The organism is Paenibacillus polymyxa (genome assembly GCF_015710975.1).
Lineage (GTDB): Bacteria > Bacillota > Bacilli > Paenibacillales > Paenibacillaceae > Paenibacillus > Paenibacillus polymyxa.
Window position 1 is genome coordinate 5361834 of the sequence record NZ_CP049783.1, and the last position, 24533, is coordinate 5386366.

The window sequence follows — 24533 nt, forward strand, 5'->3', positions numbered from 1 at the left end:
CTAAGTATGATCTTTTAAATCACGCTATTCTTGGCAATCACATAGGGAACTTTAATGTCTCCAATCAGAGTTCGATCTGGTGAAAGCTGTACATCCTTATCTAAAACCACATTCTGCACAACTGCGCCTTTACGGATGATGCATTTTTGCATAACAATCGAGTTGCTTACCCGCGCGCCTTCCTCTACTTGCACGCCACGAAAAAGAATGCTGTTCTCGACCTTCCCCCCAATGGTGCAGCCATTGGCAACAAGGGAATGATCCACCTCGGCGCTGTACGTATAACGCGTCGGAGCTTCATACTTGATTTTGGTATGCACCGGCTGATTCTGGAACAGGGCTTGATATTGCTCCTGATCCAGCAGTTTCATGCTATTTTTATAATAGCTCTCGATAGAATTAATAACTGCATGATAACCATCATAGCGATACGCGTAGATGCGCAGGCCACTTGGATTTTTCTGAATCGCATCGCGAAAGAAATGATTATCCTGATGAGCAATGCAATGCTTTACCTGATCCAGATACAAGCTTTTGTCCATCACAAACATTTCTAGATAAATATTATGATGATCCTGCTCCTGATGAATACCGGTCACTCGTCCGCTGTCGTCAATCTCCAGCCGTACACACGGTGCATGCTCAGTTTCGAGCTGGTGAATGGGTTTATATACGAGGGTGACATCCGCATTCTTTTCCAGATGATATCGGTATACATCCTCTAAATTAACCTTGTTGATATGCTGAGTTCCTGCATGTACAATGGTTTGCCCCGATGAGCGATGGAAAAAATCCAGATTATTGTGCACATGCTGCAAGTCCCCACGTGATGTGTCCGTCGGATCGTTCCAATCCGGTGGCAAAATAAACAACCCACCCCTTCTGCGGTCTAAATCCCATGGCCGACCTTCACCCAAATGATCCAGCAGCGAACGGTATTTGCGGCGGATAAACAGTGCAATATCCTGCATCCCTGCATGCATCATATTGGATAAGGTGAAATCAATGAGCCGATATCGACTAGCAAAGGGTACTGCTGCCCCGCACCGGAAATAAGTCAACTCCTTCAATTGATCCAATTCGTGATCCAGGTTGATCACTCCAATGAGCCGGCTCATAGCGGACACCGTCCTTATCCGAGTTATATTCGTGCGTGAAGCTGGCTTTCCTGATCGAACAAAATAATCTCGTCCAGGCTATCTTCAGGTCCAATGACTGCGTTGTCTTCAATAACCATGTTCTCATTCACGATGGCCCGGTGAATACGTACATTGCGTCCGATTTTTACATTCGGCATGATGACAGAATCAGTAATAACGCTCCCCTCACCGACTTCAACCCCATAAAACAGTACGGAGTGTCTTACTTCTCCATCCACCATGCAGCCTTCATTTACGATGCTGTTTTTCAGGATCGCCCGCTGGGTGATATACTGGGCAGGTTGATTGGGGCTGCGGGTATAGATGCGCCAGAACGGGTCATTCAGATCTAGCGGCGGGTCCTGAACCAGAAGATCCATATTAGACTCCCACAAGCTCTGAATGGTGCCCACATCCTTCCAGTACCCAGCAAACGGGTATGCATACAGCGACCGGCCATGCTGAAGCAATAGCGGAATGATGTCTTTACCAAAATCATGTGAAGATTCAGAATCACTTGCGCTTTCCAGTAAGTAGTGACGCAACACATCCCATTTGAATAAATAAATACCCATAGAGGCCAATGTGCTTTTCGGCTGTTCAGGCTTCTCCTCAAAGTCGTATATCTTCAGGTCCTCATCGGCGTTCAGTATCCCAAATCGTTGGGCCTCCTGAATCGTGACATTGATAACAGAAATGGTGCAATCGGCTCCCTTTTCCTTGTGATAGTGGAGCATTCGACTGTAATCCATTTTATAAATGTGATCCCCTGACAGAATGAGCACATGCTCCGGGTCATACTGATCCAGGAAATGCAGGTTCCGATAAATCGCATCCGCTGTCCCACGGTACCAATTGTTTCCATTCTCTTTTTCGTGCGGTGGTAAAACGAAAACTCCTCCATCCAGGCGATCCAAGTCCCAGTCGCTGCCTACGCCGATATAGGAGTGAAGCACCAACGGCTCATATTGGGTCAATACGCCCACGGTGTCTATTCCCGAATGAGAGCAATTGCTGAGAGGGAAATCAATAATACGATAAGTTCCTCCAAAAAATACTGCCGGTTTGGCCAGTGTGCGGGTTAGTCCTTTGAGTCTTTTGCCTTGTCCGCCGGCGAGCAGCATGGCAACCACTTCCTTCTTTCTCATAACAAAGACCTCCCTGTCATGTGCGTCTGAAGCAATTGTGGCAGGATATTTGATAATATCCATTAAACGTGAAAAGACAGTCGTAATCGTTTCATTACCAATGGAACGGGTAAGATGTGATGGAAAGGGTAAATCATAGTTATGCGGAACGAGTGCAAGGAATCACTAAATCGTAAAATCCCGTTCATCATTTCACATTTTGGATGCTTTTTAGGCATTAGCGTATGACAACATGATCATAAGGAGGCGTTATTGATGAAGAATAAAAAATGGGTAGTAGCAGCATTGGGAATGGGTGTTACGTATCTGATGAAAAATAAAGGAGCACGTGATAAGGTGTTGAATAAGGTACAGACGATGGTCAACCGTGCAAAAACATCTGCAAAATCTTAATCGTAAATTTTAAAGCCAGAAACAAACGAGCCTCTCTGAAAAATTGTTCAGGGAGGCTCTGCTCTGACGCTACTCAGCAACCACGAACAATGCACAACACATCGGTTCGAGGCTGAATCATTAGACGTTCAGGCATTCTCTTTTTGCTCTTCTACTTCCATGATATGTTCGATGGTAAAGGTTCGATGCGTGCATTCGGAGGAACGGTACGCTTCTAGAAGACCCGAGGTACGAATGTTCTCTTTACTCACCTTCTTGAAGGTATGAGTAATCTCTACTTTGCCCTTGAAAGGGAAAAAGGACAGACCTACTGTCTGGTCCGATAACCACTCAGCCCGAACCCGTCCGCTTTCATGACGAACAGCCGGGAAGCTCAAACCTTCAGCAAACCATTCATAATCTGCTGTAGGAGTACCCGGCTCTCGGCTGCATAAAAACAGACTCAATTCGTCGCAAAATAACATTCTCCGTACATCCGTCCGCACTTGATGTTCGAAGGTTACACCGCATGCCAACTCCTGTCTTAGCCTCTGGCGACGCTGTTCCTCTGCCTCTTGATAAGCATGCGTAATCTGCTTGTCCTGAGCTTTTTCATGCTCGGTCCGTCCGACGAGCTCCTTGTACATCAAGCTGCACAGCAACGCCGCATACGCATTCTCTTGCTCGACTTCATCAATCCCGAGACGATAAAAAACAAAACGTGGACTAAGCGGAAAATCGATAAACGTATAAGGTGCTGACACATAATCATTCCAGAAAGGAGCAGCGTCCAGCCTAATCCAACCCCGGTCATGCTCCCTCGCTGCATATATAAAATCCTGTCTATGACGTCTATTTTTAAAGGCACTGTCTTCCCACTGTGAAGCCAACTCACCTGAAATACGAGCATGGTCATGCTGCGTCGTCATGATATAAGCTTGATCCGTTTCATAAATAACCATATGCTATCCCCTTCCGTTAGGCGTCTATCTGATATGTGTACAAACTTTCTGATCGAAGGCCATGGTTATGTTTACCTTCATTCATTATATCAGGATAAGGGTAAAAAGGCAGTGAAGTTTTCTCCATCCTTACTTTCAATTACCCCTTAGATTCTTCAGCCGAAACTGCTGCGGAGTCATTCCTTCCAGTTCACGGAACACCTTGTTAAAATGCTTGGCATTGTCAAAGCCCACAGTAGCCGCAATTTCATAAATCTTGCCCTCTTGACGCCCTAGCAGCTTTTTGGCTTCTGCAATGCGCAGCCTTTTTAAATATTGAACAAAACTAAGACCTGTATAGGCTTTGAACGCCTGACTAAAATACGTATAATTCAAGGATACTACATTAGATACTACCGCCATGTTCAAATCCTCGCTGAAATGAGCATGGATGTACTGGATTGCTCTCGTCAAGCTGCCGCTTCTATCGGCAATCGCACTAGTAGCGTCCATTCTTCCAGTCAGTTTATCTATCGCCCCGCTATTCACACAATCGTTTAATAGAGAGTTCCTTTGCTGTAATTCTTCGTTCAAAACTGCCAACGCACTGAACAGTTCCTCTCGCACAATCGGCTTCAGCAAATACTCCCGCGCTCCGCAACGAATCGCTTCGCGCGCATACTGGAACTCGTCATATCCACTGAGAATGATTACTAAAGGTCTGTCTCTTGGCTCCAGCTTGCGAATATGCTGCATCAGCATAATTCCATCCATAACAGGCATACGGATATCCGTTATCACCAACTCGGGTGAAAACTCCTTTACATGCTGCCAGGCTTCGCCTCCGTCCTTGACCAGCACGTATTCATAGAGATCGGAATACTCCCGTTCGATCATAGCTTGAAGCCCCATTCGAATGTTCTTCTCGTCATCTGCAATCAACAGCTTAGTCGTCATGGTTCGCCCCCCTCGTGATGTGACGTCTAGGCAAAATCAGGGTTACTGTCGTCGATTGTCCAGGAATGCTGGCCAGTTTTACGCCAAACCCTAGGCCATACTGCATACTCAAACGGCGATGCACATTATACAAACCGATCCCCCTATTTATCCCGGGCTCGTGGGAACCCATATCCGTCTGTTCCAGACCAGCCATGATGGCGTTTTTTCTTTCTTCAGACATCCCCACTCCATTATCCTGTATACGCAGTTCAACGATATCTTGCTTGGAGAAGGCTTCAATGTTGATGCGCAGCGGGCTTTGTAATGCACTCCAACCGTGCTTTATCGCATTTTCGACTACAGGCTGCAGCGACATTTTCAGTATTTCCAGTTCCATAAACGTCGACGACAGGCGAATGTCCAGTGCAATTTGGTTATCATGGCGGATGTTCATAATGGCTACATAATGCTGAATATGCCGAATTTCATCCCGCAAAGAAACACACGGCCCAGACCATTGGAGATTATAGCGCATCATCGAACCAAGGGAGGTGAGCGCATCCGACAGCGGATACTGTCGCTCGATCTCCGCCATCATTTTTAGATTTTCCAATGTATTATAGAGAAAATGGGAATCAATCTGATGTTTGAGTCCTTGTAGCTCGGCCTCCTGAGCAGCGGCCTGCTTCTGTACAGCCTCAGCAATGAGCACGTTAATCCGACTTAGTAAACTGCGAAAATATAGTGCCAGCTCCGCAACTTCTCCCCGCCCATATACCGGGATTGTAAGCTGAAAGTCGCCCTCCTGCTGTACTTTTTTCATAGATTCACGCAGTGTATGCAGCTGCTTGAGAATAAGGGCGTGCAAGGTATAAGAAATGACGGACATTAGCAATATCAATATACAAATAATGAGCAGCATGGCATTGCGTTTTTGACGAAGGTCACCCAGCGGACCGTCCAGCGCCACTACATTTAGCAGATAGGCATCTAGTCCTTCTATATAACGGTACAAACCAAGATAGGGCTTATTTCCAAAGGTAAAGTCAAAAGCACCACCCTGTCCCTGAACGCGGGACTGTAACAGATGGTGCACATGGGACAGAGGGATCGGAATGGGATCAGGTTGAAAGGAAGCTGTAGCTATATCGGTAGAAGACACTGATTTTCCACCGTTCAGGATGAACATTTGCCATGCATAATCACGTGGTACGGTTCCGAATACTCTAGGTGAAAAGAGCTCCAGCCTCATGTTGATTTCCACTAAGCCTGCGTGTTTTCCCCCGCTAGCCTGAATTTCACGCAGTAATGCCATATACCGTACCGCTTCACTTTCCTGCCCTGCTTGCCCCAGCAATAAGCTCTTAGGTCCCTTGTATATATCCCACCATATTTTTCCTTGCTGATGTTGAGCTGTTGTCAGCCAGGAAGCTTTGGGCAGGCGTGATTCATTGAAAATCATGGGCCATATTTCATGTACCTGGGGATTACTCGTATACAGCCGGATATTCTCTACGTTGGGATTGCTGTATAGCAAGTGCTGTAAATTGGGAAACACATTTAAGTTGAATTGAACCAATTCATCGCTACTTATTTCACGTTCCTCGGTTAGATAACGAAGTACGTTGCGATCTGAAATCGCAAGCTGTGCGGTCCGCTCCATAATTTCCATATTGCTGTGAATCTGGGCCAGCTCTGTATCCAGTACATACTGATTTTGTACGGTAATGTCATGCATGGTGTTCTCGTACAATTGATGAAAGGTATATAGCGAGAACAATACCACCGGGATTAAAATGACGCCGATATAAGCGACAATGAGCTTGACTTGAAGGGAGCAACCGCCTAGCCGATCGGCCGTATCCGTCAGCCACTGCCATATATGGCGGCGCAGCAGGCTCTTCAGCTGTGAACGTACACGGCCTGACATGAAATCACATCCTTAACATTCAATAGATAAATGATTGAGCGAGATCATTTTGTGAACTGTTCCATTTTTTTGAGGTTTTCCTCATAGGCTTTTTGTTGATAAGCCATTACTTTGTCATAGCCTGCTTTTCTGCGGTCTTCCAAAAAGCGGGCAAACAGCTGATCGAACTCCTCATCCGAGGAAGCTAGCAGCAGCTTCGGTAATGCCTTTCCCCAAATTTTGTCTATCTGGCCTGAAGCAATGCCTTCTGCCGAGGTTCCGGTCGGTTTGATATTTTCATATTGGGAGAAGCTGTGGGTCTTGCCTTTCGTCCAATCTTCCGGCTGCTTATACGGCTCGACGCTGGGCGGCGCCCACTGCAAACTCATATTTGTATCCATCAGCATCCAGAAGGTGGAGGAGGCGCCATACTTTTTGTCAAAAGCAGAGCGATCCTTGTTCAGCAGCTCCAGTACCTCTGGCTTGAAGGCTGGCTTACCGTTAACTGTGTCCCACAACTTTCCCTGCTCCCCCAGATACAGATCACGGTTCCCTTCCTCACTAATCAGATAAGTCAGAAATTCAATAGCCCGCTCCTTGTCTTTCACATCCTTCGAAATAAGTGTCACTGTCCATCCGGAAATGCCTGGCCCGGCCAGCGTCGGCGGGTCCAGCTTACTGTTGGAAGGTCCATCCACTGCAATGTAGACGGAGTTGGGATCTTTCGCATGCAATGTCACCTGTTGTGTAGCAAAATCAGACCGCTGATATAGCATGGCAAAATACCGTCCTTGTGCCACCTTTTCTTCCATTTGCGGACGTTTGTCGATAAATACGTCCTTGGCGATCAGGCCCTGCTCATTGGCTTGGCGGAATGTTTTGAGCCAGCGAATGTACTCTTCGTCCGAACGACGGTCATACAGTTTTCCGCCCTTCTCGTGAGGAATGGCAAGAAAGTTAAGTAAATAGTCTTCAAAAGAATAATTTCCGTTATCCGTAAATTCGTGGAACCCTATCGGGATCAGCGGCTGACCGTTCACCTCCGGAAATTTCTCTTTCGCCTTTTGAAGCGCTTTCAAAAATCCTTCCGGTGTTCTCATATCCGGCTTGCCAATCGCCTCATACATATCCTTCCGAACCATAAACGTCTGATTGGAGACAAAATTTTGGCCGTATTTTTGGTAGTCCTGCGGTGAAGAGGACGCGTTGGGATACCCATATACATTCCCGTCTGTTTGACGATACCAGGACATTTTGGCCGGGTCAGCCATTTTAATCAGATACGGATCGTATTTCTCGGCCAGCTTGTTAAGCGGGAGAACCATCTTGCCCTCGATCATTTTTTTGACCGCATCTTCCCCCCAACCAAGCGTGACAAAATCAGGCAGCTTACCGGAGGCGAGCATGGTATTCAGCTTTTCATTTTCATTCCCAGCAGGTACGATAAAATTGACACTGACTCCAGTCTTTTGCGTCACATACTTCGAAGTCATATCCGTCCCCCACTTGTTCGGGAACCAGGAAAAATTTAAATACCAGTCAAACGTAATCGGCTCTGTATCGGCCTTCCAGCCTGGCGCATCTGCCGAAGCCTTAGTCTTCTCGTCCTTCAATTCCGTGACAGCGCCACTTCCACCGGATGTACATCCCACGAGCGTTCCTACCAGTAGAACAACAGCTAACAGCCCCTTCTGCCATTTGCGAATGTTCATCATAAATCTCCCCTTTGGATGATATGCTAGCCCTTAACCGAGCCGATCATTAGCCCTTTGACAAAATATTTTTGCAGAAATGGATATACAAGTACAATCGGCAACGTTGTTATGACCATCGTCGCCAGCTTGATGGACTGCGAAGTAACGGACTGGGCGACAATCCCGGGTGCGGCAGACATCATTTGATTAGAGCTGGATTGGGCAACAACCCGGTACAAATACGTCTGAATCGGCTGAAGATCCGTATTATTGATATAGATCATTCCTGTAAAATAATCGTTCCACTGGTACACCCCATGAAACAACGAAATGGTCGCTACTACAGGCATCGATACAGGAAGTACGATCCGGCAGAAGATGCTGAAGTCGTTAGCACCGTCTATTTTCGCCGCCTCCTCCAACGCATCCGGCAGCTCCCGGAAAAAAGCCATAAAAATAATAAGGTCAAAAAAGCTGAACATTGCAGGAATGATGTACACCCAAAAGCTGTCCAGCAGCCCAAGATCACGGATCAGCAAATACGTAGGAATCAAACCTCCACCGAAAAATAGGGTAATGGTGCCGATCAGCATATACAGCTTACGCCCGATCAGCTCTCTACGGGAATATGCATATGCAATCATTGCGGTAAAAAACACATGTACAATCGTACCAATTAGCGTCTTGGCAACCGTTACTCCCATCGCAGTCATGATGCCGCTGTTGGCAAAAACAGCCTGATAGCTATCCAGACTAAAGAGTCTCGGCCACCAGTAAATGCCGCCTCGCATTGCGTCAGCTCCTTCGTTAAAGGAGTTCACCAGCACATACCACACGGGATATAAGGTCACAAAACAAATAACCAGCATGAAGATGTTGTTGAAGAAATCGAATATCGCTTCGCCTGCTGTTCTGCGTCGCAATAACTGCATACATCCGTCCTCCTTCAAAATAGAGAGGTATTATTCATCCGTTTGGTCACCGAATTGGCTATCAGCAGCAAAATGAGAGCAAGAACTGATTTTAGCAATCCCACCGCAGTAGAATACGAGAAGCGTCCCTGCTGAATGCCCACTTGATATACATAAATATCAACTACATTACTTGCACTTTCATTTAGCGAGTTACGCAGGACAAGAATTTGATCAAAGTTGGAGTTCAATATGCCGCTAACCGCTAAAATAAACAAAATGGATATTGTACCCTTGATCGCAGGAAGTGTGACGTACCACATTTTCTGAAACCGTCCCGCTCCGTCAATGGTGGCTGCTTCGTACATGTCCGTAGATACGCCCGCCATGGCTGCCAAATAAATAATAGCTGACCATCCAAGCTCCTTCCAAATATCCGAGCTGACGACGATAGTCCAAAAATAGCCTGGCTCCGCTAAATAACTAATCGGCTGGTCGATCCAGCCCCAAGCCAGCAACAGTTGATTGATCATCCCGGTATCTGCCAGCCATGTGGTTAAAATTCCGCCAAGAATGACCCATGATAGAAAGTGAGGAAGGTACGAAATGGTCTGAATGGATTTTTTAAACCGCGTAGACCGGATTTCATTTAGAAACAGAGCAAACACAATAGGTAACGGGAACCCGATTGCCAGCTTGAGCAGGCTAATGCCCAGTGTATTTTTGACAATATACCAGAAGCTATCATCCTCTAAGAAGGCACGAAAATGTTCTAACCCCGCCCATGGTGCGCTTGATATAGTACCAATAATGTCAAAATGTTTGAAAGCAATCAAAATGCCGTACATCGGAATGTAATGGAAAATAATCATCCATACCACTCCAAGCAGTGCCATGGTCTGCAAATGTCTTTGTTGAGCCCATCTGCGCGCTAGTGATGTCCCCTTCCTCGATCGAACCGACGGCTGTGGCTGTGGATTTTTCCATCCTGTACTCATGCAGAAGACCTCCCTTCTTTTTTTGTAAGCACTTACATCCATTATTTTAGGGGCTTCTGCTTTTAATGAGTAGTACTGGATTTTTTGATTTTGGTGTCTAAAGTTCAGGTGAAGATAGGACAATACGCAAAAAAATTATTCCAGCCCTTGGATTTTCTATTTCTATTAATTTACGAAAAAGACTATCAGATGGTACGATAAGACTATATAGAATTCCAATCATTACCTATGGGCCTAGATCAGGAGGATTAAGAATGGAAGAATTAGTTCGTTCGATTCAGAAACAGGTTCGGATTAAAAGGTTTGCCTGCTGGGCAGGGTTCTTCATGTTTGGCCTGTGTACTTTAGTCGGCGTGGCAGCTCAGGAATGGTTTATGACCCTCCTGGGGCTCGGGATGACAGTCCTATCGATTTATGGATTGACCATGCTACGCGGTATGACAAAGTTAAGTAAAGAGTATCAGCCAGGAAAGGGCTATGGTTATTATCGCCGTACGGCACAACAAAAGCTGCGTTATTTGACTTGGGGACAGTGGTTACTCGGCGGCTTTATCGTTTTGATGTTCTTTATATACCACGTCCGCCTTAGTGCTTTTCTTATAGCTATCTTGGGGATCTTGACCATTCAATTCAGTATCAAAAAACGAATTAAAAATCATCAGGAGCCCGACGTCACAGAGTTGGATGAGTTTGTACGGATGGGGATTGTCTCTCCGCATGAGCAAACTATTGGAGTGTATAAAGATTTCCTACACCTTAGCCATACGTTTCAGGGTAACCAAATTGTTATCGTTACTGACAAACGGCTGATATCTGTGTTTGTAGAGGAACAAGGACGTGCGTTGAAAACAGAAATACTACTTTCAGGTATAAACAAAGTACGCGCCATCGGTACGGGTTTTCAGGGTCAAGGTTTATTACTGTCTGTAAGCAACCGTGACCATAACGAGCTTCACATTCATATGGTCGGGAAAAGCATTTACTTTTCGCCAGAGCAATTCGTGGGCTGCTTGCTACGAGCACTGGACGCAGCATTAAAAATTGGATCATACAGTACAGAAGAAACATTCCCCGCTTACCAACAGACAAGGATTTCATTGCATCCATTAGAACAAGGTTTGTTGCACAAGCCTACAACCGCTTAAATATTCCTCATAAAAAACGCTAAATAGCAAGCAAGCTCTGATCTTCATGAGCTTACTTGCTATTTGGTTAATCAAAACATCCTACTTTTTACCATTCTCACTTATTAATGATTGGCTCCATGATAAAACACGGTGATGAGATCATGACTAGTTACAAACACCAGCAAACTAAACAGACTGAGCGACAACGGGCGTGAAATCAATTTTTTCATCCTTTAACACTCCTTTTAGAATAGTTATATATTGGTCTTGCTGTGTTGCCGTAGCTTGGGATCTGAAAATCTCAAATATAGCAGTACATTTCCTAAACTCATGCTCATGTTCCATACCCAGAGTATCGGACAGCTTGAGAGATTGCAGGATATAGCCCAACGCAACCCTAAACTGCCGCAGTTTTATATAATAAAGAGCCAACTGATAGCAGAAGCGAAAATAATATGAAACATTCACAGGCTCTTCAAAATATTTAAAATCCTCAATTTGTTCGGCAAATGATTCAAGCACGCGCTCCAAAGGATAGTCGTGTCTGGTCGCTCCCTCAACAATGGAAAGAAGTCCTGGTAACAGCTCTTCCGGATTGTCACGAAGAAATTGAACGTATTCCTGCAACATTTCGGAACGACCTGACAAAATATCAAGAGCATATAAATTAGCTCTCGCAGCATGGCGATAATAATCCACTTCTGCTTCTCCATATGGATCGAGACCATTAAACCAGCCTAACTCTGCATATTTTTCAATGCAGTCTCGGGCGGCCTCATACTTGCCCTGTTTTTGGAAGGCCATGCCTTTCATAAGATGACTGTAGCCGTAATAGTAGACTAACGGCCGTTTGGTATGTATCGGTTGTATAGGTTTCTTGAATGCTTTGTAGAGCTGCCACTCTTGATACTTCTGGTTGACGTGGTAATACAGCTGATCGCATAAAGCGATCATATGGGTACCATCCATAAACGAAAAGGACAGCTTAATCATGTTAACAAGTGTGTCTAGATCTGTGATGTCGGAGTGAACAAGATCATCCACCCTCCCCACCTCCTTGTCCGACTTTTGTACTCATCAAACAAACCATGATCTATATCTCAATCAAAAATAACTTAATTACGTATTTATAACGTAATTAAGTTATATCATGAAATCAAACATATGACAAGGAAAATTATAAAATATTCCAGTTTTCAAAATGTAGATCCTATAGAGCATTCATTTGTTCAGTTCCATATGAAGCAACGGAAATGCCCGGCCTGATCCATCCAGCGCAGATCGTCCTGTTTGTTTAAAGCCATAATGTCTATAGAAAGCATGCGCCTTCTCGTTTTGCTCATTCACATCTACTTTGAGGTGCGTCCCTTTTATTTTTTCAGCATGCTTGATAAGTCGGCTGCCTGTGCCCTGTCCATGCCGTTCTGGGTCGACAAACAGCATCTCTATTTTCTGCCCGTCCAGCCCGATAAAACCCGTCGGCTCCTGAAGTTCAGTACATTCTACCCAAACCTCAATTTCTCTAAAAGCGCCGTTACTTACGATGTGATGGTAAAATTGAATGTCCTCTTCAGACAAAAATGTGTGCGTTTGGCGTACTGCCCGAAGCCAAATATCTACGAGTTGATCATGATTTTCTTCTCGATAAGCAATAATGTCATGTGGCACTGTATTTCCCCCTTATGCGAATATCCGTATAGTATGGTTTGCAGTAAGTCTAACATGTGTATTTAGCAGCATTCAAACACAAAAAGGAGGCGGATTCTTCCGCCTCCTTTAGGTTACAACCCCTTTACAACGTAACGCCATTTTTGAAAATAGCAAGCTCCCTGAAATTGTTTTTCTCATTATTCACCCAGGTTCCACTGGCTACATCAATAATGTAATCGACAAAGTTGCGTAGCGCCTCTTCCATACTGACATCCTCCACCAGTGAACCAGCGTTATAGTCAATCCAGTGAGGTTTAGCCTTATATAACGGCGAGTTGGTCGACACCTTCATCGTCGGAACGAAGGAGCCAAAAGGCGTGCCACGCCCGGTTGTGAATATGACGAGCTGACAGCCCGCTGCAGCAAGAGCGGAAGAAGCAACCAGATCATTCCCCGGCGCACTGAGCAGATTAAGTCCCTTGGTCTTGAGACGCTCTCCGTACTGAATGACATCGGTGACCGTGGAGGACCCGGATTTTTGCGTACAGCCCAGTGATTTATCCTCCAGTGTCGTGATGCCGCCTGCTTTATTGCCTGGTGACGGATTTTCGTATACTGGCTGCTTATAATCCAGAAAATATTGTTTGAAATCGTTAATCAAATGTACGATCTTATCAAATACTTGCTCATCGGCAGCGCGCTCCATTAAAATCGTCTCCGCGCCGAACATTTCGGGTACCTCCGTCAGTACGGTCGTTCCACCCTGTGCTGCCATATAATCCGACAATCGTCCAAGCAGTGGATTGGCAGTAATACCCGACAGACCGTCAGATCCACCGCATTTCAAGCCGATGTTCAGATCAGACAAAGGTACAGGCTCCCGTCGATCTTCTTGCACAGCTGCAAAAATTTCATGGAGCAGCTTTACCCCTTCCTCCACTTCATCCGACACCTCCTGGGAAAGCAAAAATTTCACCCGCTCCGCGTCATATTCCCCGATGGCTTCTTTAAATTCTTTCATTTCATTGTTCTCACAGCCCAAACCAAGTACTAGTACGCCACCTGCATTCGCGTGTTTCACTGCATCAATCAAAATCGTGCGCGTATGTGCATGGTCGTCGCCCAACTGAGAACATCCATAGTTATGCTTGAGCACAAGTGCATTTTCAAAAGGTGAGATATCTCCCACTTCCTGCTTGAAGCGGTTTAAAATGAGTTCGGCAATTCCGTTCACACAGCCTACCGTCGGCACAATCCACAACTCATTGCGAATCCCTACACGACCATCCTTGCGCCGAAATCCTTGAAACGTCCGACTCTCCTGTTCATAAATATGAGGAGCTGGCTTAGGCTTGTAAGTATATTCCTCCACACCTGTCAGATTCGTTTTCGTATTATGCGTATGCACATGTTGACCTGCCTGAATGGGCTGAATGGCATGACCGATGGGATATCCGTATTTCAGAACATGCCCACCTTCAGGGATGTCCTGCAACGCAATTTTGTGCCCACGCGCTACATCCTCCGCCAGCTCCACGCATTGTTCTTGTTGTGCTCCCCATGCCAGCGTCTCTCCCTGCTTGTAATCACGCAAAGCGACAGCCACGTTATCTTGATCATGAATTTGAATGAATTCCAGCATTCCAGTCTCCTCCTTGCTTATGCTCCGGGTACGCTGTTCCCGGTTAGAGAATCGAGCGTCTCCTTCATTCCTCTGCTTGTAATTTCATACACGTGCTGCGCCGTTTGTTCAGCCAGCCCTTCGATCTGATTCAGATCTTGACCCCACCATGTCTGTTTGCTGAGTACCTGCTCGGTCAATTGCTTCGCTCCAGCGAGAGATCCGTCATACGTACTCCACAGTTCGCCAAACGTGCTCAATACTTCCGCTTCGTCGGCCAATGCAATCGACTCGCCATTTCTGTCTCCCCGGTAAAATACGAGTAAGGATGCTAGCGAAAATACGATTTTGGCAGGCAACGCCTTACGCTGTGCCACATACTGTAGCAAGGATGGCAAGTTCCGTGTCTTGAACTTGGATACCGAATTCAATGCGATGCTCATGACATAATGACTTACATAGGGATTACGGAACCGTTCAATCACATCGTCGGCATATACATTCAATTCCGCTGCTGGCGAGTCCAGTGTCGGAATAATTTCTTCTCGAATCAACGACTGGATATATTCGCCCATAACCTTATGCTCGACCGCTTGCCCCACTGTATCCAGGCCATATAGATAGGCTACTGGGGTAAGCGCCGTATGTGCTCCATTCAAAATGCGCACCTTCCGTGTACGATATGGCGCCATATCGTCGACAATCAGTACATTCAATCCAGCCAAATGAGCAGGTAATTCTTCTTTAAGCCACTGTGGCCCTTCAATAACCCATAAATGATACTGCTCGCCCACAACAACCAAATCGTCCTTGTAACCCAATTCCGCTTGGATTTCATGAATCCGGTCTTTGGGATAACCAGGTACAATCCGATCCACCAAACTGTTGCAGAACGTATTCGCTTTCTCTAGCCATGCAATAAATTCGGCCCCAAGCTCCCATTGGTTCGCATATTTTAGCACGATTTCCTTGAGAGCGTCTCCATTACGGTCGATGAGTTCGCACGGAATAATGACCAGTCCCTTGCTTTGATCGCCCTTGAAAAATTGAAAGCGCTTGTACAGAAAGGCGGTCAGCTTGCCTGGAAAGCTTTTTTGCGGGCGATCTTCCAATTGATCCTCAGGTGTATAAGCGATCCCTGCCTCCGTTGTGTTTGAAACAATAAAGCGCAGCTCTGGCTTTTGGGATAATGCTTCATACTCCATGAATTCCGGGCCGTATGGATTAATACCACGAGTGACGCACTCCACAACGGTATGCTCTTTCATGGCTTTCCCGTCCTTAATTCCTTCAAGGATAACCGTATAGAGACCATCCTGTACGTTAAGCTTCTCCACAAGGCCTCCTGGCTGCGGTTGTACAATCACAACCCCTGTATTCCATTCTGCCAGCTTATTCATTTTGTCAATTTGCCAGTCTACAAAAGCACGCAGGAAGTTCCCTTCCCCGAATTGCAGTACCCTCTCGGGATGTGGTTCTGTAATGATAAAGCTTTTTCTGTTTAATTGGTCTAATTCATCTACATGTTTCATCTGGAGTAGCCTCCCACTAGTACCATAATGATTTCACCGTTATTTTATCACAATGCACACGTTAACAAAATAGTTTTATCAACATTTTTAGTTTAAAAAAATAATAATGACAATAATATGAACACGTTAACATATACGTTTATATAAAAATATGCAAGTATATTGTCCTTCTTGCGTTGTTTCGCACCTGTTCCAAGACGGTTAAGGCTAACTATTACCCTATCCCGAGACCTTGTTCATATATACATTTCAGCAGAATAGACGCAAGAAAGCACGGGCAGGATAACACTACTTACTAGGCAGGAGGAGCATCTATGAAGACAATCACAGATACTATTGTACAAGTTTTAGTTAATGCAGGGGTCAAGCGGATCTATGGCATCGTTGGAGATTCATTAAATAATATGGTGGATTCCATTCGCAGCAATGGTCAAATTGAATGGATTCATGTAAGGCACGAAGAAGTGGCTGCCTTTGCAGCTGGAGCAGATGCTGATCTTAGTGGCAGCATTGCCGTATGTGCCGGTAGTAGCGGCCCCGGGAATCTGCATCTGATTAACGGTTTATATGATTGCCACCGCAATCGAGTGCCTGTACTTGCTATTGCGGCTCATATTCCAAGTGATGAAATCGGAAGTGAATATTTTCAGGCTACACACCCTGAGCATCTTTTTGGAGAATGCAGTCACTTTTGTGAGGTAATTACGACACCGCGTCAAATTCCAAGAACAGTGACCATGGCTATTCAGGAGGCAGTTTCACGTTCAGGTGTTTCCGTCATTGTTCTTCCCGGTGACGTAGCAGCTTTGGAAGCGGAAAAGGTGCCCACTCCTGAACATGTCTATCACCCCACAGCACCTGTCGTCCATCCGTCCGCTTCTGAAATTTCACGGCTGGCTGAATATTTAAATAACGGTAAACGAATTACGCTGCTATGTGGCGCTGGTTGTGCTCAATCTCACGACTTGCTTATGCAGCTGTGCGACAAGCTAAAGTCTCCCATGGTATCCGCTCTGCGAGGCAAGGAATATCTGGAATATAACAACCCTTATTATGCTGGATTGACGGGGCTGATCGGGTATTCTTCCGGGTACCATGCCTTGATGGATTGTGACGTCCTGCTCATGCTCGGAACAGACTTTCCTTACAGACAATTTTATCCTGAAGATGCGATTGTCCTACAGGTAGATATAGACCCTTCCCATCTCGGCAGACGAACTCCGTTGACGTATGGTTTATGCGGGGATGTAAGGGCAACGTTGGAAATGCTGCTTCCTCATTTAACGTCGAAGCATGATACCAAGCATCTGGAAAAAACCGTCTCCCATTATGCCAAGGTACGCCAGGAACTGGACGATCTGGCGGTTGGTAAGCCAGGCCATATGCCGATCCATCCGCAATATCTCGCCAAGGTTATCAGTGATGCCGCCCAGGAAAATGCTATTTTCACTTGTGATGTCGGTACTCCCACAGTATGGGCAGCGCGTTATTTGCAAATGAACGGTCAGCGCCGACTTCTCGGTTCCTTCAATCATGGTACGATGGCAAATGCACTGCCGCAGGCGATCGGTGCGCAAGCCACTGAGCCTGACCGACAGGTGATTGCCCTCTCAGGCGATGGTGGACTCACGATGCTGATGGGCGACCTGCTCACCCTAAAACAGCATCAACTGCCTGTAAAAGTTATTGTTTTCAACAATGGCGCTCTCGGCTTTGTCGAGTTGGAAATGAAAGCAGCCGGATTCTTGGAAAACGGGACTGAACTGGTTAACCCTGATTTTGGTGCTGTAGCACAAGCCATGGGAATTAAGGGCATTCGGGTTGAAGATCCGACCATGCTGGAGGATGCCATTCAGCAAGCATTGGCTCATGACGGCCCTGTTGTGGTAGATGTGGTGGTGAACCGTCAGGAACTATCCATGCCACCTAAAATTAATCTTAAGCAAGCAGAGGGATTTACACTGTGGATGATGAAAGCCGTGCTGAACGGACGCGGAGACGAGATTGTTGAACTGGCTAAAACCAATCTCTTTCGTTAAATACATGACGAAGCAGTGCTCATTTCAACAAAAAAGGGGCAGGAACAGTGCTTGAGCATTGTTCCTGCCCCTTTGGGGCTTGCCTCTTTTACATAACAAAACTCAGCGTAGTCTGTCTGCCGTCGATTTCCGCTTCATGAGCGCGGTTTCCATAAATATAAGCTCGCCCTCATTGGACGGTGACTGAATTCGTTCCAGAATGCAAGCGGCTCCGCGCTCGCTAATCTGCTCAATCGGTCTTTTGACCGTCGTTAACGGTGGAGTCGTATACATTGAGAAGCCGATATCGTCAAACCCAATGATAGAGATATCCTCCGGTACTTTCAAGCCATTTTCAAATACCGCATTCATCGCACCAATAGCCATATCATCGTTAGAGCAAAACACCGCTGTCGGTGGTTCTTCCAAGGCAAGCAGTTGCTTCATTGCCAGACTTCCGCTTTCCGTATCATAGTGACCCTGCACAATATATTCGTGTCGGATCGGCTTACCACGATCAATTAATGCATTCATGAAACCCTCGCGGCGTTGCTGGGTCGACTTGAAGCCTTCTACCCCCTCGATGATCGCAATGCGTTCATGCCCGCTTTCAATGAGAAAGGAAACAGCTTCATAGGAGCCTTCCTTATCATTAGAAATCACATTTACAATCCCAGCCCCAGACACCTGCCGGTTCAGTACAACTAGCGGAATGCCTTGACCTAGCACATGATAAATAAAAGGGTTGTCCGCTTCGCTTTGACTCATCAGAATGATGCCATCAAAACGCTTGCGATGAATAGCAGAAAAATCAGCGTAATCGTCAATTCCTCGCACAAACAGATTGTAATCCACCCCAATGACGTTGTTAACTCCACGGATGGTGTCCGCAAAAAAACTGGAGCTGGTGCCTTCTGAAATACTGGTGAAAAACAGGCCTATCGTATGCGAGCGCTGGAGAACCAGGCTTTTAGCATTGTAATTTGGAATGTAATTGAGCTGCTCTGCCAACTCCATAATTTTGCGTTTCGTATCTTCTTTAATCAGCGGGCTGTTATTGAGCGCCCGGGAGACGGTTGTATGGGAAACATTAGCCAGTTTGGCAATGTCTTTAATAGTAGCTGCCATATACGTATCCTTTCCTTAGTAAGGCTCTAAAAAATTATATACTCACCATACCACAGGAGCCGCCCGGAAAAGAAGACCTTCACAAATTATACGCGGTTGTCCGCATGTCGACGCTGTAATTCTTGAACCATTTCTGCATGTCTGCTGTCCGTCAGTTTGTACATTTTACCGATTACTAGCATGGCCAATGCCAAGGCAACAGCCGGATAAAGACAAAGCAAGGCTTTGATTCCAAGCAGCGTTCCAGAGGATTGAATCACATTCGGTACATATCCTACAAGCGCCAGTCCAATACCCGATAGAAAGCCGGACAAGGATTGAGCCAATTTACGTGAAAAGTTAAATAGTGAGTAGGTAATCCCTTCCTTGCGCTCCCCGGATGACCATTCGCCGTAATCAATGATATCGGACACGAATGCCCAGGTAACCCCGTTGGGAATACTAATACCAATGAACGAAATACTCGCCAGAATTGTGAAAATATATACGTTGGAAGGCATCAAAAAGTTAATCGAATCGGCAATAACGCTAACTAGCATCCCTAAGATTGCTGTTTTACGTTTACCAAAACGCCGTACCAGTTTGGGCAGGAACAATACACCCAGCAGTGACGAACCGATAATAATAAAATTCATATACGCCATTAATTCTACATGTCCCAAATTATATTCGGCAAAATAGATCAACAGTGCGGACTTGATATTGTAAGCGGAAATGGTGAAAATCGTCATTAAAACGAGCACCAGCAAGGGTTTATTATTCGTAAAGGTGTGCACAATCACGCCTAAAGATAGCTTCTCTTTTGGCCCGGACTGGCTAATAATACGTTCTTTCGTTCCTCGGTAACATATGATGAAAGCGATCACACCAATGAATGACATGATCCCCATGACCACCGGATAGCCAACATGATGGTTAGGAAACAATAAAATAAGCGGCATGACCACGACACTGGTTACGAATAATGCACCTAGTGATCCCGCCTGACGGAAAGATGACAACGAAGCACGTTGCTGAGTATCCTGCGTAATGGCAGCACCCAACGAGCCGTATGGAATGTTTACAATAGAGTAACCAATCCCCCAGATCATATAGGACGCGTAGGCGTAAATGAGTTTGCCTGTGGGTGAAATATTCGGCGAAATAAAGGTAAGAACCGTAAGAATTGCTAGGATAACGCTTCCAACGACAAGAAAAGGTCTAAATTTTCCACGTGTACCGATATGTTTGCGATAATCAACAAAGGACCCTACAATGGGATCACAGACGGCGGCAAACAGCTTGCTGACCAAGAAAATGCCTGCGGCGGCTCCTGCAGAAACCCCTGCTACATCCGTAAAAAATTTCAGCAAATACAACTGCCCCAAATCAAACATGAATCCGTTTCCAAAGTCACCCATACCATACGAAATCTTTTCTTTCAGGCTAATATGCTCACCTGTCTTGTTGTCAGTTTGGACGCTCTCCTGCACGATAGGCACTCCCATACCTACACACTCCTCTACACTTGTAATTATTTTCACATACTCATTGATATCTATTTTGGTTTTTAATTGCTCTTGCCGGGAGTTGGGTACAAGCTCCTAGCAAGAGCTCCTTTTCTCTGATGTTAGTGAGTCCTCACTTTAGAATGTAGCGTCACTTACTATGAACAACCGTTGGGAAGTTAAAATATTGCTCGGCGTTATTGTAGCAAATATTTTGTACCATGGCTCCGAGCAGTTCCAGATCCTCAGGGGCCTTGCCCTGCTGAACCCACGTTCCGATTAAATCGCAAAGGATACGGCGGAAATATTCATGACGTGTGTAAGATAGAAAGCTGCGTGAATCCGTCAGCATGCCAATAAAGCGGGATAGCACTCCGTAATTAGCCAGCAGCTTCATCTGCTCCTGCATGCCTTCGATATGGTCATTAAACCACCAAGCGGTACCAAACTGGATTTTCCCTACTGTACCACCGGATTGGAAGCTGCCTGCGAGACTTGCCAATACTGGATAGTCAACCGAATTAAGCGAATACAAAATGGTTCTTGGCAATCCTCCTGCCAGTTCCTGTGCATCCAGCAATGCTGCCAGTGGACGAGCGAGGGAACCATCATTTACAGCATCGTAGCCTGTATCCGGTCCCAAACGACGGAACATCGCAGTGTTGTTGTTACGCAGCGCGTGAATATGGTACTGCATCGCCCAGCCGTGTTCTGCATACTGTTTGCCAAGGAAGACCAGCACGTACGACTTATATTTCGCCTCTTCCAAAGGAGTCACACGGCCTTCCTCCAGCCCCTTGCTGAATATGGCTGCTGCTTCCTCCGGTGTTGTTTCTTCAAAAACTACAGTATCCAGCGCATGATCAGATACCCGACCTCCGGCAGCATGAAAATGGCGCACCCGGCTTGCCAGCGCATTCAAAAATCCTTCAAACCCGGAAACGTCCAATCCGCTGACTTCACCCAATCGAGCCACCCATGGCTGGAAGGTTTCACGATTAATTTCCAAAGCTTTGTCGGGGCGGAAGCTTGGCAACACAGCTACTGGGAAATCGGTCAGCTTGCTGATTTGTTTGTGGTATTCGAGATGGTCGGTCGGATCATCCGTGGTGCACACGACAGTTACCTTCGAGTTCACAATCAGATCACGTGCCCCATAGCCCGGCCCCTGCAGCTTTTGGTTTACCTTTTCCCAAATCACAGGTGCGTTCTGTTCATTCAGCAACTCGTAGACACCAAAAAAGCGTTGAAGCTCCAAATGTGTCCAATGGTACAACGGGTTGCCGATCAATGTAGGTACAGTTTTGGCCCAGGCCAGAAACTTGTCATAATCTTCACCATCACCCGTGATCAATCGCTCCTCGACCCCATTGGCCCGCATAAGTCTCCACTTGTAATGATCACCGTACAACCAAGCTTCCGTAATATTCTTGAATTTTTTATTTTCATAAATTTCTTGTGGACTTAAATGACAATGATAGTCAATAATCGGCATATCCTTGGCATATTGATGATACAAGGTTTCAGCCGTTGGATTGCTCAACAAAAAGTTTTCGTCTAAAAACGTTTTGGTCATTACTTTCTCATCCCTTCTATAATCGTGTTTCTTAATTAATTGTTAACGTTAACAAAAATATTCGAGCTCTACTTACCTTTTAACAATTACATTCTCCATAACATAGAAATCCACGTGGTTATACAGGATGAAAAAGCTATAATATGATTTCTGTACATCCTATCACGCTGGATTACTTCACCTTAAATTTAATGTTTACGTTAACAACAATTACATTGTAACCGCTATCCTTTGTAGAGGAAAGTGATTTTTATCATGTGAGCGGATAAAAATGATCTGCCCCCATTTGAGGAGAACTGTTCTAAACCTTCTCGATGACTGAGACCATAAGAAAATTCCACAAATTTTAATTTCCGCGATAAATCAAACTTTGAAAACGTTTTATACGATTTTCTCTTTTTTTCTGAAAATTTCTTTCTTGAAAATACCAGTTATTGTATTATAATTGCAATATACATCCATTGATTTACATTGAAAGTATTTCATTAGTTTATTTCACACACGAGGAAGAAGAGGTGGTAGCATTGAGTACAAAAGTGCAAGCTGTTCAAACTAAAACTAAAACTAAAACCAAATCCGATACAAAAGGAGCCGACCTTGTTGTCGACTGTTTGATTAAGCAAGGGGTTACGCATATTTTTGGCATTCCAGGTGCCAAAATCGATTCTGTTTTTGATGTTCTTCAAGATCGGGGTCCAGAATTGATCGTATGCCGCCATGAACAAAATGCCGCCTTTATGGCAGCAGCGGTCGGTCGATTAACTGGTAAGCCGGGTGTATGCATTGTTACCTCGGGTCCAGGCGCGTCTAACTTGGCGACAGGACTTGTCACCGCGAATGCAGAAAGTGATCCTGTCGTCGCCATTGCAGGTGCAGTCCCAAGATCGGAACGCCTGAAACGCACACATCAATCTATGGATAATGCCGGACTATTCGAACCTATCACTAAATACAGTGTAGAAGTAGAACACCCTGATAATGTACCGGAAGCCATTGCTAATGCATTTCGGATTGCGACCTCAGCCCAGCCTGGAGCCACATTCGTCAGCCTGCCGCAGGACGTGTTGACTTCGTCATCCGAAGTAACAGTCATTGAGAAGGTTTCCCTTCCCCAGCTTGGGACTGCACCCGCCGAGCTCATCAAACAAGTCGCAGACCAAATCAGAAAAGCCAAACTGCCCGTACTTCTTCTCGGTATGAAAGCCAGCACGCCTGAAGCCACCGCAGCTATCCGTGCTCTTATTCGAGATACAGATCTGCCTGTTGTCGAAACCTTCCAGGCCGCTGGAGCCATCTCCCGTGAACTGGAAGACCACTATTTTGGAAGAGTGGGGCTGTTCCAAAATCAACCGGGTGATATGCTGCTTGGAGCCGCAGATTTGGTACTGACGATTGGCTATGATCCTATCGAATACGACCCAAAAAACTGGAACATCCCGGCAAATCGAACACTCATTCATCTGGATGACCATCAAGCCGATATTGATCATGATTATCAACCGGACTACGAGTTAATCGGGAACATAGGTCTGATTGTGAGTGGCCTCGCAGAAGAGTTGCCTACCTTAAAGCTACCTAAATCCTCCTGCGACCAATTGAATCGTCTACGCCATGATCTGAACGAGCAAGCAGCTGTTCCAGCCCACAAGCATGATTTTCTGATTCATCCATTACAATTTATTCGCACACTTCGCAGTCTGATTGATGATAACATCACAGTCACCTGTGATGTCGGTTCACACTACATTTGGATGGCACGGTATTTCCGTTCGTATGAACCGCGACGCCTGCTATTCAGCAACGGAATGCAGACGTTGGGCGTAGCACTGCCTTGGGGGATTGCCGCTACACTCGTCAACCCCGGTCAAAAAGTCGTGTCTATTTCTGGAGACGGAGGATTTCTGTTTTCATCCATGGAGCTCGAAACCGCTGTACGTCTTAACTCACCGCTAGTGCATATTGTATGGAGAGATGGTACCTATGACATGGTCGCCTTTCAACAACAGATTAAATACGGCAGAACGTCTGGCGTAAAATTTGGAGATGTCGATGTCGTGAAATATGCGGAAAGCTTTGGGGCCACTGGATTACGCGTCCACTCTCCTGAAGAACTGGAAAACGTATTGCAGCAAGCTCTTCATACGGATGGCCCTGTGGTCGTTGATATTCCGATTGATTATCAAGATAATATCCAGTTGGGACGCAAACTGCTACCAAATCAATTAAACTAACTTTTACCGAGACTTTCTCGTGACGGTTTCGTGACAATTAAAGAGCAACACGTTATTTTTTATAATTTTTTTGAGCTATTTGTGTTATTTACTGAAACATTACGTTTATTAT

General features: G+C 45.7%; 19 protein-coding genes. 4 read left to right on the top strand and 15 right to left on the bottom strand.

All coding sequences use genetic code 11. The annotated features are described in order from the left end of the window. Positions 1–14: 14 nt before the first annotated feature. The gene (glgD, locus tag G7035_RS24245) at positions 15–1118 is read right to left on the bottom strand and encodes a glucose-1-phosphate adenylyltransferase subunit GlgD (RefSeq protein ID WP_019687068.1); all 1104 of its coding nucleotides are present in this window, start codon (positions 1116–1118) and stop codon (positions 15–17) included. Between the two features lie 23 nt (positions 1119–1141). Further along, positions 1142–2287 (bottom strand): glucose-1-phosphate adenylyltransferase, encoded by a 1146-nt coding sequence (locus G7035_RS24250; protein WP_016821086.1) that lies wholly within the window; start codon positions 2285–2287, stop codon positions 1142–1144. A gap of 255 nt (positions 2288–2542) precedes the next feature. Here G7035_RS24250 and G7035_RS24255 point away from each other — a divergent pair, with 255 nt between their 5' ends. Then, positions 2543–2680, top strand: coding sequence for a hypothetical protein (locus tag G7035_RS24255; RefSeq protein WP_013370876.1), 138 nt, complete (start codon positions 2543–2545; stop codon positions 2678–2680). Positions 2681–2808: 128 nt separating this feature from the next. Here G7035_RS24255 and G7035_RS24260 read toward each other — a convergent pair whose 3' ends face one another. The 6 genes from G7035_RS24260 to G7035_RS24285 form a co-directional block, all read right to left on the bottom strand. After that, on the bottom strand, positions 2809–3621 hold the full coding sequence (locus G7035_RS24260) for a DUF3891 family protein (RefSeq protein WP_019687067.1): 813 nt from the start codon (positions 3619–3621) through the stop codon (positions 2809–2811). Positions 3622–3756: 135 nt separating this feature from the next. Next, positions 3757–4557, bottom strand: coding sequence for a response regulator transcription factor (locus tag G7035_RS24265; RefSeq protein WP_019687066.1), 801 nt, complete (start codon positions 4555–4557; stop codon positions 3757–3759). After that, positions 4547–6469 (bottom strand): sensor histidine kinase, encoded by a 1923-nt coding sequence (locus tag G7035_RS24270; RefSeq protein ID WP_019687065.1) that lies wholly within the window; start codon positions 6467–6469, stop codon positions 4547–4549. The genes G7035_RS24265 and G7035_RS24270 overlap by 11 nt, the downstream gene beginning before the upstream one ends. A gap of 44 nt (positions 6470–6513) precedes the next feature. Beyond that, complete coding sequence (locus G7035_RS24275; protein ID WP_019687064.1) at positions 6514–8160, bottom strand: type 2 periplasmic-binding domain-containing protein; 1647 nt, start codon at positions 8158–8160, stop codon at positions 6514–6516. Between the two features lie 26 nt (positions 8161–8186). After that, positions 8187–9074, bottom strand: a complete 888-nt coding sequence (locus G7035_RS24280) for a carbohydrate ABC transporter permease (protein WP_016821081.1) — start codon at positions 9072–9074, stop codon at positions 8187–8189. Positions 9075–9088: 14 nt separating this feature from the next. Continuing rightward, positions 9089–10051 (bottom strand): ABC transporter permease, encoded by a 963-nt coding sequence (locus G7035_RS24285; protein ID WP_016821080.1) that lies wholly within the window; start codon positions 10049–10051, stop codon positions 9089–9091. A 254-nt stretch (positions 10052–10305) separates the two neighbouring features. Between G7035_RS24285 and G7035_RS24290 the strand changes: the two genes are divergently transcribed. Then, positions 10306–11196 (top strand): hypothetical protein, encoded by an 891-nt coding sequence (locus G7035_RS24290; RefSeq protein ID WP_016821079.1) that lies wholly within the window; start codon positions 10306–10308, stop codon positions 11194–11196. 168 nt (positions 11197–11364) lie between these two features. On the opposite strand, the gene G7035_RS24295 is transcribed toward G7035_RS24290, so the two are convergent. The 4 genes from G7035_RS24295 to G7035_RS24310 form a co-directional block, all read right to left on the bottom strand. Next, the gene (locus tag G7035_RS24295) at positions 11365–12222 is read right to left on the bottom strand and encodes a DNA-binding protein (protein ID WP_016821078.1); all 858 of its coding nucleotides are present in this window, start codon (positions 12220–12222) and stop codon (positions 11365–11367) included. Between the two features lie 177 nt (positions 12223–12399). Next, positions 12400–12846, bottom strand: a complete 447-nt coding sequence (locus tag G7035_RS24300) for an acetyltransferase (RefSeq protein WP_019687063.1) — start codon at positions 12844–12846, stop codon at positions 12400–12402. 124 nt (positions 12847–12970) lie between these two features. Beyond that, the gene (locus G7035_RS24305; protein ID WP_019687062.1) at positions 12971–14470 is read right to left on the bottom strand and encodes a UxaA family hydrolase; all 1500 of its coding nucleotides are present in this window, start codon (positions 14468–14470) and stop codon (positions 12971–12973) included. A gap of 17 nt (positions 14471–14487) precedes the next feature. Further along, a complete protein-coding gene (locus tag G7035_RS24310; protein WP_017428346.1) occupies positions 14488–15981 on the bottom strand; it encodes a tagaturonate reductase in 1494 nt (497 codons plus the stop codon). Positions 15982–16295: 314 nt separating this feature from the next. On the opposite strand from G7035_RS24310, the gene poxB reads away from it, so the two are divergent. Next, positions 16296–18020 (top strand): ubiquinone-dependent pyruvate dehydrogenase, encoded by a 1725-nt coding sequence (gene poxB, locus G7035_RS24315; RefSeq protein WP_019687061.1) that lies wholly within the window; start codon positions 16296–16298, stop codon positions 18018–18020. Between the two features lie 102 nt (positions 18021–18122). On the opposite strand, the gene G7035_RS24320 is transcribed toward poxB, so the two are convergent. The 3 genes from G7035_RS24320 to uxaC all read right to left on the bottom strand — a co-directional run bounded on the left by G7035_RS24320 (position 18123) and on the right by uxaC (position 22190). Beyond that, positions 18123–19127: a LacI family DNA-binding transcriptional regulator gene (locus tag G7035_RS24320; protein ID WP_016821073.1), complete on the bottom strand. Its 1005-nt coding sequence runs from the start codon at positions 19125–19127 to the stop codon at positions 18123–18125. An 86-nt stretch (positions 19128–19213) separates the two neighbouring features. After that, positions 19214–20614, bottom strand: coding sequence for an MFS transporter (locus G7035_RS24325; protein WP_016821072.1), 1401 nt, complete (start codon positions 20612–20614; stop codon positions 19214–19216). A gap of 151 nt (positions 20615–20765) precedes the next feature. Further along, entirely contained in the window at positions 20766–22190 is a 1425-nt protein-coding gene (gene uxaC / locus G7035_RS24330) for a glucuronate isomerase (protein WP_019687060.1), read from the bottom strand. A 515-nt stretch (positions 22191–22705) separates the two neighbouring features. On the opposite strand from uxaC, the gene alsS reads away from it, so the two are divergent. After that, on the top strand, positions 22706–24421 hold the full coding sequence (alsS, locus tag G7035_RS24335; protein WP_029515004.1) for an acetolactate synthase AlsS: 1716 nt from the start codon (positions 22706–22708) through the stop codon (positions 24419–24421). Positions 24422–24533 lie beyond the last annotated feature (112 nt).